Source organism: Stenotrophomonas sp. MH181796, from assembly GCF_009659995.1.
In the GTDB taxonomy this organism is placed as follows: Bacteria; Pseudomonadota; Gammaproteobacteria; order Xanthomonadales; family Xanthomonadaceae; genus Stenotrophomonas; species Stenotrophomonas riyadhensis.
In genome coordinates this window covers 200,965-213,053 of record NZ_RAHU01000003.1, presented here as the reverse complement: position 1 = coordinate 213,053, position 12,089 = coordinate 200,965, and the positions used below count along the sequence as shown (strand labels likewise).

Genomic DNA, 12,089 nt, shown 5'->3' with positions numbered 1-12,089 from the left:
TCATCATGATCAACGTTGTCTTCCACGTGATCCCGCTGATTCTCGGGGTCGGCTACGGCGCGGGAACGCTAACTGCGATCATCATCTTCATCCCCCTCTGCGCTTGGATGATCTACACATCCTTTGGCGCGGGTCGTATGAGCTATCGAGCACTAGCCCTTTTGGTTGGTGCGGGAGTGTTGTTCCATGCCCTACTCACTATTCCGATGATTCTCCTGCTGCAAGGTGCAATCTCAGAGACGTCCGTAGTCATGATTCAGGTAGCCAACCCCTTTGTGCTGATGGTCATCTTGTCGGCGGCGGAGCGCTCGCGCTTGAGCATGCCGGCAAGGCAGCGTCGGCCAAGTGCCTCTCGCTAGCTCGAGTCTTCTTCGGCGCCTAGTCAGACCTCCCATCCCGTCTCGCTCACGCAGCCGCTTCGGTGACCCCTGGCGGACAAGGCGGAGCAACTTTAATGGTGCCTGTCCCCGCCTGTGTTGAGGCGGGGTAGCAGCTTGCAATGGCGTTAGGGATTCTCGATGGGAGCCAGATCATTTGCCCCTATTGCTCGATGGAGGAGGGGGCTGGCTCGCTCCTATTGAGCCGACGCCTTGCCCGGGCCTTTGTATCTGCTCAGCCAATAGCTGTAAGGCGTGGGTAGCACGCTGGCTGGGAGCTCCTGGCCAAGCGCAATGGCCATTTGGTACGGATAGTGCGGATTGGATAGGTGGGCCCGCCCGATCATCACTAGGTCAACCTAACAGTCCGCTACAACGCGCTCGGCAGTCTGTGGATCATCGATGCACCAACCTGTGGCCACCGGAAGCCCAGTTTCATTAGCAAATCGCTCAGCAAGGGGTGCCAGGAACGCCTGTGTACCCCATGGGACGCGGCCACCAAGAGCACTGAAGCCAATGCTCACGTTGAGCAGATCAAGCCCCAACTCTCGCATTTCTTTGCCAATCTCAATGGAGTCGACCAGTGCTTGGCCATCGCGCGAGTTGTACTCCACAACTCCAAAGCGCGCGGTCAGCGGCAGATGCTCGGGCCAAACCTTACGGACGGCCGCCAATGTCTCCAGCAGGAAGCGTGCTCTGTTCTCCGCACTGCCACCGTAGCGATCCTCCCGCTTGTTGCTGTCGGGGCTGAAGAAGCTCTGCGCCAGATAGCCATGAGCGAAGTGAAGCTCCAGCCATTCAAATCCTGCAGCAAGCGCACGCTTGGCTGCAGCGACGAAATCCGCTTGAACGCGATGAATGTCCTCAACCGTCATCTCGTTGGGAACTCTATCGAGCGAGCCGCCAAAGGCGATCGGCGAGGGACCAAGGATCGCCCATCCTGCGGGATCATCGGCTGCGATGTGGTCATCGCCTTGCCATGGCCGATTTGCACTAGCCTTGCGCCCTGCGTGGCCGATCTGGATGCCAGCTACGGCACCGCCTTGCTTGATGGCAGAAGCGATGGCTGCCATTCCTGGAATTTGCTCATCACCCCACAGGCCAGCACATCCCGGGGTGATGCGTCCTTCCGGAGACACGGCGGTAGCCTCGACAATCACGAGCCCAGCGCCTCCGCGCGCAAGCGCGGCATAGTGGCTGAGATGCCAATCGTTGATACGGCCGTCCTCCGCACTGTACTGGCACATGGGCGGCACCGCGATACGATTCTTAAGAGTGACACCTTTGAGCTCGAATGGGCTAAACAGGGCAGACATAAACGGGGCTTTGGGGAGAGCAAGAGGAGCAAGCACGGGGATTTACTCCGGCTTAGGACGTTGACTTGGCGGCTCGAGCTGCTTCCACCAGGCCGTCCAGCCAATCCTGGTGACCATTGATCATTGGATTCGGCTTGGCCAGACGCAGGGCTTCTGCAGGCTGTCCCTTCTGCGTCTCCTGCGTGAGGATCCGCACTCGGCCACCATCAAGGTCTTCGACAATCCACGCATGATGAACGTCAAGTCGATCGGCAGACCCGGGCTCACCGGCCCAGCCATGCCAAGCGATCCGGCCCGGACCCTCGGAGGTAGGAGCCTCATGCTCGACGCATTGAGCCTCCACGGGGAAGCCAAAGGTTTCAAAGTAGAATCGATCCCCGTTTCGCAACAGAGGGCCGGCGCCATCGTGGAAGCGCACATTGGCTGAATTTCCGTAGTAGGTCGGCCACAGACGTGGCTCTTCAAGCAACGGCCAAACATCAGCTGCGGCAAGGCCGAGGACGATCAGCTCATTCGAGACAAAGTTTTCGGTGTAACCAGGAAGGTAGCCTTCCGGCCAACGAATGCCGTTCATTTTCATCATATGCTCCTTAGGGCTAGCGGCGCGGCTCGCCGATGAATCGTTAAAATTACGTTCGCCAGCTTCTAACTTGCAGACCTCTGACTTCTACAGCCGAGACACTTGCTCCGTACCGTCGTGTCTCAGTTTGGCGAGGACTGCCTGGCAGTCGAAAGCTGGCTGAGGGTGTGCGTGGAGCTAGACGTACGCGCCAGCTGAATACGTAAGCTCGTAGCTGTGGCTGTAGATCTCCAGGATGTTGCCCAGCGGATCCTCCATGTAAACCATCCGATAGGGCTTCTCCCCTGGGAAGTACTCTCGAACCGGCATTCGCTGCTTTCCACCAGCTGCCACAATCCGAGCGGCCAGGCCTTCAACGTCCGGATCCTGAATACAGAAGTGGAAGACGCCCGACTTCCAGTACTCGAAGTTGTTCGCGGGACGCTCGGCGTTATTGAACTGGAAGATTTCGACTCCAACCCGGTCACCAGTGGATAGATGTGCAATGCGGAAGCTGCCCCATCCAGGCCCAAACACATCCGTGCACATCACGCCAATTGCGCTTTCGTCTTCAGCAATCCTGGTCGGCGGCATGACGAGGTACCAGCCCAAGACTTCTGTATAGAAGGAAACCGCGGCATCGAGATCGGTAACAGACAGGCCGATGTGGGAGAAGGCGCGAGGGTAGGGAGGGGGTAGGGCAGGCACGGCACACCACTGAAGAGAGGGGTAGCCGCAAGATTAGACCCTGCAACTCAACCATGATCTGATCCATTTTTATCAGATTGATAAAATATTCTTATGCTGAATGAGCATTGGCTCCGATCCTTTCGGGCTATCGCAGAGGTCGGGAGCTTTACCAGGGCCGCAGGCCAGCTGCAGCTCACCCAGGCTGCGGTCAGTCAGCATGTACGTCATCTTGAGCAACAGCTGGGTGCCCTGTTTCTGCGCAGACCACGATTTATTGAGCTGACGCCGGCGGGAATGGCTCTATTGCAGTACTGCCAAGAGATGGATTCGGCCGATCGCCGGCTTCAAGCCAAGCTCGCGAGCGCGGACAGCGATCAGGGGGAGTTTGCGCTGATAACCCCCGGGAGTGTTGGCCTTGCTCTTTACCCGGTGTTGCTGGACTTCCAGCGCACCCATCCCGGCTTGATCATTCGTCATCGCTTCTCGCCGGACCCAGAAATCCTATCGGCGGTACTGGAGAAGAAGTACGAGGTGGGTCTACTTGCACTTCGGCCGGATGACCCTCGGCTGCGGGCTGAGCCCTTCACCGAGGAGGCGCTTGAGCTGGTAGTTCCGAGAGGTGCCTGCGCGGACAGCTGGGCGGATCTTCAAAAGTTGGGTTTCGTTGATCATCCAGATGGCCAGGCTATGGCCACCCGCCTTCTCGCCCGCAAGTTCCCAGGAAATCCAGGCGTACGCGCGCTTCCTATACACGGCTTCACCAATCAGGTTGCGCTCATCCTTGAGCCGGTATCGCTCGGGCTGGGATTCACTGTCATTCCGCGACACGCCCGTGAATCCTTCGCTCGGCAAGACGCAATTGAGGTGGTTGACTGTGGATCTCCGGTGGTTGACACCCTCTGGATGATCCATCGATCCGAATGGCCACTGTCTGGGCCAGCTAAATGGTTGACCCAACAGCTTCGAGGCCTGCCTCGATTCAGCGGGAGGAGGGCTCCACCTCTCGCTGGAGCGGACTGAGGCCCCTTCTATACTGGTCTGGGGTCCGGCCAGAGTGTCGCTTGAACATCTCACTGAAAGACGTTGAGTTTGCATAGCCCAGATCGTCTGCAATCTGCGTAATTGATCGGTCTGAACCCAAGGCATCAATTGCCCTCAGAAAACGAAGCCGACTGCGCCACTCTCCGAACCCCATCCCTAGCTCGCGCTTTGCCAAGCGCTCAAGTGATCGAACACTAATGTGGTGGCGCTCTGCGACCTCAAGTGCCGACGGAGAGTCCTGAAGGGAGGTCTCGGCATAGCTCAGAATCCGCTTTAGCACGTCACCGCTGGCCAGCGGCAGGAAGCTCGACATCACCGGCGCGGCCAGAATCAGGTCAAGGGCGACCGCGGAGAGTCGCCGGTCTTCTGGCTTAACGGCCTCGCCGATGTCACGACGGGCCAGTTCGTCCAAGATCTCCCTAAGCAACGAGCTAACCGCTAACGCAGTCGGAATGCTGGGCATCTGCGCCGACGCGCCGACCGAAAGGTATGCGGATCGATAAGCAACCGCACCACGGTTTCGGGATGAGTGGTGAACACCAGGCGGAATCCATATCGCATAGTGGGTAGGGGACACCATCCAGTCCTCGCCTACCTGTAACTCCATGACACCCTGCGCAACATAGTTGAACTGCCCCCACGGATGCACACGAGCATCCCAGTCGGAGGGAGGCAAAGTCCCTTGCCGAACGTAGATGTCTCCAGGGATGGAGCTGAACGAGGGGACGGGGTCCATTGCCATGTCGCATTCAAGATGAAGATTGGCGCAAATTATGGATGTAACGAAATTCCGCCAAGTCTACGCTACTGGCTGTTGATATCCAGTATCTGAGGATGCCATGTACTACCTGCTCCCCCTCCTGGCCTGCCTTCTCTGGGGCGCCAACACCATCGTTACAAAGCTCGCTGCAGGGACCGTCGGCCCGGTCGATATTAGCTTCTGGCGATGGCTTGCTGCGGCCATCATCTTGCTCCCATTCGCCCTGCCGCGCCTGAAGTCGAACCTAGCGGTCCTGAAAGCCAATTGGGCACGCTTCCTCGTGCTCGGTGCTTTGGGCGGTGTCATGTTCCAATGCCTGGCGTACTACGCCGCACATTTCACTTCTGCGACCAACATGGGCGTTATCCAGGCACTCATCCCGTTGATCGCTCTTGCCTTGTCGCGCATCTTCATGGGTCACGCAGTCCGCGGTGGCGCAGTGATTGGTTCGATCATCTCCTTGGTTGGGGTGATAGCGGTAGTGTCCCATGGTGACTTTGAAGCCTTGGTTTCCCATGGAATCAACAAAGGTGACGCCCTGATGCTGCTGGGCGCTTTGGCTTTTGCCACCTACAATTTGCTGATGCACAAGTGGCGCATTCCCGTAACGCTGATCGAATCCCTGTTTCTTCAAGCCATGTCTGCAACGATCCTGCTGCTACCTCTTTTCCTTGTCGCAGGCACTGGCGTCCAGGGTGGCGCAGCCATCGGCTGCATTGCATTCGCAGCAATCGGCGCTTCGATCATGGCACCGTTGGCATGGATGACCGGCCTGCATCGGCTGGGCTCTGCTCGCGTGGCCGGGTTCTTCAATCTCGTCCCGATCGTCACTGCATTGCTTGCGGTGGTGGTCCTCAAAGAGTCTCTGAGCACCTGGGTCGTGGGTGGCGGTTTGATGGCAGTATTTGGTGTGGTACTGGCGGAGTACGCAGCTCGCAAGAAGCCTGACGAGGTCATGGTCGTGGATGACACCTCGACCAAGCGCTGAAAGACAATTGCATAGCTGCAGTTCAAATGAAAACGGGCCGCTTGAGGCCCGTTCTCCTTGTTCGGGGAACGCTTCTTCGGCTAGCCAGGTTCAAAGGGCCCTCTCCTCAAGGTGAAGTTGCATCTAGACAGCGCTCTTCAGCTGAGTTGGGCACATGCCGGTTAGTCGGCGAAACATTGCAATAAAAGGGGAGGGGCCGCTATAGCCCAGCCGCTTGGCAACATCACCAACTTTGCAGTCGCTCTGGAGGAGAGGGAGGGACGCAGCAAGCTTCAGCCTCTGGCGCCACTCACAACATCCCAGGCCAGTAGCGGCAACCCAGCGTCTTGCAGGAGTCCGAGAGGATACGCCAGCAACTTCTGCCCATTGAACTAGTGACTGGCCACTTCCTGGATCGGCTTGTAGCGCATCGATGATGGGGGCTAACAAGCGCGAAAACGCCAAGAATGCGCGGCCAAAGCTTCTGTTCCGGTAACTCAGCGAATGACCGGGGATCACCCCAAAGCGGAAAGGCTAACAGTAGGAACCGGGGATGCTTCGCGGCCCAGCTGCGCATCTTGCGCTGCCGCCGCCAAGCGATAGCCTTTGCGTCTCGAAGCTTGTGTAGGGCGCAATCCTCCACGTCAGACAGTCGCGCCGAAAGGGTATAGGCCCCGCGACAAGCCCATCGGAGGCATTTAGGGGTTCGCTTTAGCGACCTGTGGAGCTGCTGTGGAGTGGGCCGGAGAAATGTCTTCACATCAACAACTGTAAAGACGTCGCTTCACCCGGATCTACACGAGGGTTCAGACCCCACGGTTCCACAAAACAGCCTAAAGTTTCGACCCGGCACGCCGAGGCCGATCTACGTCACGGATTTCCGGCAGGGCGTGCCCCTTCCATCCGGTTGGCCGTCTGTCACTGGCGTGTGCGCCTGGTCCCGACCGGCCGGCAAGAAGCGCGAACCTACCGCTACACCCTAAGGGGCTTTAGTCTTTGATTCGCTTCTCAAAGTTTGTGATCAACTTGCCCAGCGAAAGGCCTGTCAGGCGGGCGATATCTCTCAGCTCCACCACATCAACCCTTCTCTTGCCTGTTTCGACGTCGCTGATGAATGACTGGCTGCGGCCCAGCATGCTGGACACCTGGGCCTGGGTCAGACCGGCAGCTAGCCGCGCCTCGCGAACAGCCTCAATGAGGGCAGCGTACTCTTTTCGATGGATGGACTTCGACACGACCGCGCCTTGGCTGAGCGGCCTAGAAAGCTATATCCAGTTCTCCGATATCTAAAAACCAGATATTCTGTCTTCTTCATTGACAGGGGGACGCATGAGCGAACAGCCATACCGCTTCATCACCGCGGCCAGAAGCAGAGCAACACTGATCCTGGCAGCATCAGCACTGCTAGCTGCCTGCAGCGGTCCGACAGACAAGAAGATGGTTACGAATGGAACCCAGCAGCAATACCGGCAGTCAATTGACGCTATCGACGCGGAACTCAATGCCCACGAAAGAGCGGCCTTCAACTGGGCAGTCGCTGGGATGAACCTTGAAGAGGGTCGGCAGGGAATCATTACGTACAGGGCCAAAAGCTGCCTAAGCGACTGAATTTCAAAGTTGATTGCTCGTCTCTCGATCAGGTTCTCCCCATCTATGGGGTCTGTTCAAGCACCTTGGCTGTGTAGCTCAGCGGCGCCACTTCCCTTTCAAGATCCAGGTGGTAGTCGCCGAAGCGATTGATGTGGCTGGTCCGATAAGGCGACAGGCCGGCCAGGATCTCGGGCGTCAGTTCAATCCCCTCCTTCCTCATCTCGGCCAAGGTCCGGCTCATGCCTTCCACGTTGTGGAGGATGATCATGTTGGCCACCAGCTGGCTGTACTTGATGATCTTGCGCTGCTCGTGTTGGACGTTCTCAGCAATGATCCCCTGGCTGCCAAAGAACACCCATTTCACGAAGCCGTTGTATTCCTCGCTCTTGTTGGTGGCAGCATGGATCGTTTTGCGGATCTCATTGTCATCAATGTAGCGCAGCAAGAACAGCGTTCGAACGGCCTTGCCAAGTTCCCGGAAGGCGAAGTACAGCTTGTTCTTCCGGCTGTAGGTGCCCAGCCGGCGCAGGATCGAGGACGCGGTGATCTTGCCCAATCGGATTGAGATCACCACCCGCAGCATGTCGTGGAGATGGGTGGCGATCAGTTGCCAGTCGATGCTGTCCCCGAACAGTGCCTGGATGTTCTTATAAGCCCTACCCGGTTCGGGCCGAAAGAATGTCAGGTCCTTGATGTTCCGGATCCGGGGCATCAGCTGGATGCCCAGCATGTGGGCCAGGCCGAAGACCGGATAGCTTTGGGCCTGCGTGTCGCCATGGACGATCTCAGGCTGGATGTCGGAAGTGTTGGCCAACAGACCGTCGAGGATGTAGATGCCCTCGTGCACGCCACAGGGAATGAAGTGGCTGAACGGCGCTACGTATTTGTCGGACACGTGGCAGTAGCCGATGCCACCGTAGCCGCCGTAGTGGATGTGATACTCCGACAGCAGGTTGTCCTCGTAGACGCTCCACTTCGTGCCATCAGCTGATGCGCTCTTGCCGCTGCCCCAATAGCCAGGCAGGTCGAATCTGTTGTAGGTATTGATGACCTCCACGATGGCCTTCTCAAGCACATCCTCGGTCACGTATTTCAGGTTGAGCCAAGCGACTTGGCGCCGGCTGAAGCCCTTGATCGACCGCGCCGTCTGCGTCGGCCCCAGGTTGCAGCCATAGCAGAATAGCGTGGTGATCACACGTCGGGGCAGATCTTCGACCTGGCTCTCGGTGCCGGCGATCGGGCGGAAGAAACGGTGCAGATCCAGCCATTGGCTGGCATCGATCAGGACATCGACGATGCTGGATTCTGGAAGCCGTTCGGCGATGAGGCGATCCACCGTGGTAATCGCGCTGGAGACTTCGGCGCGTTGCCCCTTCCGCAGCACCAGGCGCCCATCCAGGATGTCCGCATGTACGTTCTCCGGGAAACGCGCGTCGACCTCATCGGCCAGGGAGGTCAGTTGTGCACGTAATCCCGCCACGAAAGACTCGGCGTCGGTGGGCAGGCCTGACACCTGGCCGTAGGCTTCCAGTTCCTGGGCCAAGGTGGCTTCATCGACCAGCTGCTCACGGTAGTCATCAAACCGTTCGCTGCTGGGAATGAAGAGATCTCCGGACTTCAGTTCGTCCTTGACCTGCACCAGCACGGCCAGCTCGAAGTACTTACGGTGCATCCAGCCGGCGCCGGCTGCACTGGCCCGCTTGCCGAACACGTGCTGACACCAGAGCTTGGACATCCAGTCAAAGTCCTTTTCCGGGTCCAAACCGAGGGAGGCGACCTCGATCAGCTCACGGCGCTGGTTGCGCAGCGAGAGCACCGCTGCGATCAGCGGCTCCATGCCGGCGTCGTGGCTGGTCGCCCGAAGTTTCATCAGCTCCAGCCCATTGAACAGCAGCGGCCTGACCGCGCCATAGGGCTGCAGCATGAAAGGCAGGTAGTTCTTCCCGGCGTAGGCCATATGTTCTTCGCATTCGGCCAGCAAGGTCGACACTTCCGCTTCCAGGCTGTTGTCGATGGCATCCACGCGCTGACTATCGCTGCCGTCTAGCTGATAGGCCTGCAGGATTTCCTTGAGCTGGCCGATGAGGAAGTCGGCCCGTTTGGCATGTTCGAGCTGGTAGGCCAGCAATTTCTGCTGGGCCGTGTTCTCCAGCCCGCGCACCTGCTTGATGAACAACTCGGCTGCATCATCCAGTGTCTTGGCATGCTGGGCGCGAATGAAGATGGTGGCCAGCGCATAGCGCTTGTCCGGAGCCAGTTCGGCCAGCTCGCTGGCGTCATAGGCCCGAGCCATTGCACGGAACTGCTTGAGCTTGGGCACCGGCACATCGATGGGAGGCAGCTGGTCGGCCAACTGCTGCAGCATGCGGATGTGCTGCAGGTAGAACCGAACTTCCTTGTTGGTGGGCCGGCCGGGCTCGCGCTTGAGTGATTGCCAGCCGGTGAACCTGGACCCTTCCGGTGCGCGCAGCAGTTCGTCGATGAGCGTGCGCGTGGCAGGCGTCAGCGCGTGGCTGATGCTGCGGTAGTAGCCCAGATTGACCCGCTCACGGGCGCCGATGGCGGCCAGCTCCAGAGTGCGGAAACCGGGCAGTTCGTAGCGATGGTGCACCAGCTCTTCGAGCAGGACGTTCACGATGTCCGGGATGGTGTGCTTGGTCTGGGCTGCTCCGGTGGCCACTGTGTCCAGCCAAGCCAAGCCCGATTTATCCAGGGGACGTACCCCGATGAATTGCCGAAGCTGCGGCATATGCCGGCGCTGGCTGCCGGAAGCGTCGTAGCGTTCGAGCTGGTCGGTGTCCAATACGCGCCCGAGTCGGGCGGCCTTGGCGATGTGCTTCCGGATCCGCTCGGGTACGTCGGCCAACAGCGTGAAGTAGCCCAAGCGTTGGAAGAGCTTGAGATGAATCAGTACCGCCAGCTGCGGACCCGGCTGGGTGGTCAGCTGCTTGGCGAATGCAATCTCAGCGGCGGTCGGGGTATAGATCTCCTCCAGTTCCTTGGCGGTGGGATCAGGCTTCAGTCGCGGGTAGGCGGTCTCGTGAAGGGTAGCCATTGGATCCGGAGGGTGTGAGGGGGATCAGTCCCAGTGCCGGCCGTCGTCTGTACTGAGCGACGCTTCCAGGAAGCACTGGTGCGTATCGGCCATGCGGTGCATGTCATCGAGCAACGTGGCCAGGATTTCATCCAGATCCCTTTCGGGATCGGTGGGAGCAGTCAACTGGTACTCGCTGCTGGCGGTGTTCAGGCGCACAGCCTGGAACGGGGCCAAGCAGATCTCTTCAATTCGGCCTCGGGCCTTGGCCGCGCCGCGGCCCGTGCGGGCAAACGGGGTCAGCACCATGCGCAGGCGCAGCTGCAGGGCCGATTTGCCCTCCGGCGCCGGCAGTGCCATCGCCGGTACCGGCACGGTTGGACTGGGCAGGCTTGCTTCAATGCGGTCCCGGGCAAACGGGTCACGCCCGTCCAGGTAACGCATGGCCGACTGCACATCGCGCCAGCCCACGTACTCCATCAAGGCCTTCATGTCCCAGCCTTGGTCGTTGGCCCAGCTGGCAAAGCCGCGGCGCAACGAATGGCTGCTGTGGAGCCCCGCATCGGCAAAGCCTGCACTGGTCAGCAACTCGCGCAGCAGGCGCACCAAGCTGTTGGGATGCAGGCCTTCGGCGCTCACCTGGCCCCATTGGTTGACTGCCCGAAACACCGGCCCTTCTTGCAGGTCGGCCGCCTGCAGCCACGCCTGGGTCGCCTCCACCGGACATAACCGCGACAGCGCCGGCACCTTGTAGGTGACGCCGGCTGCTTGGCGATCACCCTTGCTGCGTGGCAAGAAGCAGGTCATCCCCTGTCCCGGCACCAGCGTGAGATGGGCCACGTCCAGACGCAGCAGTTCATCGCCACGGAATCCCCGCCAGAACCCGAGCAGCACCAGCGCTCGGTCTCGTTGATGGCGCAGCGCCGCCGGCCCATCGCCCCGGGCATGTGCCGCAGCGATCGCCGCGGCCAGCCAGTCATCGAGCTCGACCAGCCGCCGAATCTGGAGCGGCGCGGCTTGCTTGACCTGGCCCGGGTGCAGGGTCTGGATGCCTTTGAGCACCTTGCGCACCAGCGGCGATCGGGTCGGGTCGACAAAGCCGTGGTCGCGGTGCCAAGAGGCGATGGCCGCCAGACGTTGGCGGAGGGTGCTGGTCGCCAAGGTCTGCGCATAAGCGGCCAGGTACCGGGCCACGCTGTCAGGTGTCGCTGGGAGGTGGCCTTGCCATTCAACCTCGAAGTGCCGCAGCGCCGACGCATAGCTGCGCACCGTGTTCTGGCGCGTGGCCGCATCGAGGTAGCGGTCCAGTTCGGTCACTGGCGCGTGGCCTCCACCGAGGTCGTCTGGCGCAGCGTCGACAGGATGGTGCATTCCGCCCGCTGCCCGCCATGGCAACTGGCAATCACCCGTTCCAGCTCGCTGGCCATGCGCTGCAGGTCGGCCATGCGGGCGCGCACGTCGGCCAGATGGCTGCGGGCCAACCGGTCCACGTCCCCGCACGAAAGCTCCTCATCGCCGGCCAGCTGCAGCAGGCTGCGGACCTCCTCCAGGCTGAAGCCCAGGTCCCGGCCACGCGCAATGAAGCGCAGCCGCTCGATGTCGGCCGGGCCATAGACCCGGTAGCCGTTGCCCGTGCGCCCCGGGCGCGGCAGCAACCCGATCCGCTCGTAATAGCGAATCGTCTCCAAGTGGCATCCGCTGGCGTCGGCAGCCTCACTGATTTTCATTCGTAGTACGCTTGACTCCGTAGTAGCT

Annotated in this window: 12 protein-coding genes; 3 read left to right on the top strand and 9 right to left on the bottom strand. The window is 60.0% G+C overall.

Annotated elements, in window-relative coordinates; all coding sequences use genetic code 11:
- Positions 1 to 5 precede the first annotated feature (5 nt).
- Positions 6 to 359 (top strand): hypothetical protein, encoded by a 354-nt coding sequence (locus tag D5301_RS08420; protein ID WP_043033501.1) that lies wholly within the window; start codon positions 6 to 8, stop codon positions 357 to 359.
- Positions 360 to 736: 377 nt separating this feature from the next.
- Here D5301_RS08420 and D5301_RS08415 read toward each other — a convergent pair whose 3' ends face one another.
- The 5 genes from D5301_RS08415 to D5301_RS08395 form a co-directional block, all read right to left on the bottom strand.
- Complete coding sequence (locus D5301_RS08415; protein ID WP_269213927.1) at positions 737 to 1,693, bottom strand: NADH:flavin oxidoreductase/NADH oxidase; 957 nt, start codon at positions 1,691 to 1,693, stop codon at positions 737 to 739.
- 52 nt (positions 1,694 to 1,745) lie between these two features.
- Positions 1,746 to 2,273: an SRPBCC domain-containing protein gene (locus D5301_RS08410; RefSeq protein WP_223224789.1), complete on the bottom strand. Its 528-nt coding sequence runs from the start codon at positions 2,271 to 2,273 to the stop codon at positions 1,746 to 1,748.
- A 177-nt stretch (positions 2,274 to 2,450) separates the two neighbouring features.
- Positions 2,451 to 2,960 carry a lactoylglutathione lyase family protein gene (locus D5301_RS08405; RefSeq protein WP_033836000.1) on the bottom strand — a complete coding sequence of 170 codons (510 nt, stop codon included), beginning with the start codon at positions 2,958 to 2,960 and terminating at the stop codon, positions 2,451 to 2,453.
- Between the two features lie 519 nt (positions 2,961 to 3,479).
- Positions 3,480 to 3,770, bottom strand: a complete 291-nt coding sequence (locus D5301_RS24200; protein WP_049402761.1) for a hypothetical protein — start codon at positions 3,768 to 3,770, stop codon at positions 3,480 to 3,482.
- 151 nt (positions 3,771 to 3,921) lie between these two features.
- Complete coding sequence (locus tag D5301_RS08395; RefSeq protein WP_043033503.1) at positions 3,922 to 4,725, bottom strand: helix-turn-helix transcriptional regulator; 804 nt, start codon at positions 4,723 to 4,725, stop codon at positions 3,922 to 3,924.
- 97 nt (positions 4,726 to 4,822) lie between these two features.
- Between D5301_RS08395 and D5301_RS08390 the strand changes: the two genes are divergently transcribed.
- Complete coding sequence (locus D5301_RS08390) at positions 4,823 to 5,731, top strand: DMT family transporter (RefSeq protein WP_043033504.1); 909 nt, start codon at positions 4,823 to 4,825, stop codon at positions 5,729 to 5,731.
- A 968-nt stretch (positions 5,732 to 6,699) separates the two neighbouring features.
- On the opposite strand, the gene D5301_RS08380 is transcribed toward D5301_RS08390, so the two are convergent.
- Entirely contained in the window at positions 6,700 to 6,945 is a 246-nt protein-coding gene (locus tag D5301_RS08380) for a helix-turn-helix transcriptional regulator (RefSeq protein ID WP_043033505.1), read from the bottom strand.
- 94 nt (positions 6,946 to 7,039) lie between these two features.
- Between D5301_RS08380 and D5301_RS08375 the strand changes: the two genes are divergently transcribed.
- Positions 7,040 to 7,318 (top strand): hypothetical protein, encoded by a 279-nt coding sequence (locus D5301_RS08375; RefSeq protein ID WP_033835997.1) that lies wholly within the window; start codon positions 7,040 to 7,042, stop codon positions 7,316 to 7,318.
- 43 nt (positions 7,319 to 7,361) lie between these two features.
- On the opposite strand, the gene D5301_RS08370 is transcribed toward D5301_RS08375, so the two are convergent.
- The 3 genes from D5301_RS08370 to D5301_RS08360 are packed head-to-tail and all read right to left on the bottom strand — an operon-like array spanning position 7,362 to position 12,061.
- Positions 7,362 to 10,355, bottom strand: a complete 2,994-nt coding sequence (locus D5301_RS08370) for a Tn3 family transposase (protein ID WP_153855343.1) — start codon at positions 10,353 to 10,355, stop codon at positions 7,362 to 7,364.
- A gap of 24 nt (positions 10,356 to 10,379) precedes the next feature.
- Complete coding sequence (locus D5301_RS08365) at positions 10,380 to 11,651, bottom strand: site-specific integrase (protein ID WP_005413373.1); 1,272 nt, start codon at positions 11,649 to 11,651, stop codon at positions 10,380 to 10,382.
- Complete coding sequence (locus tag D5301_RS08360) at positions 11,648 to 12,061, bottom strand: helix-turn-helix domain-containing protein (protein WP_012480230.1); 414 nt, start codon at positions 12,059 to 12,061, stop codon at positions 11,648 to 11,650. Before D5301_RS08360 ends, D5301_RS08365 begins: the two co-directional genes overlap by 4 nt.
- Positions 12,062 to 12,089: the final 28 nt, after the last annotated feature.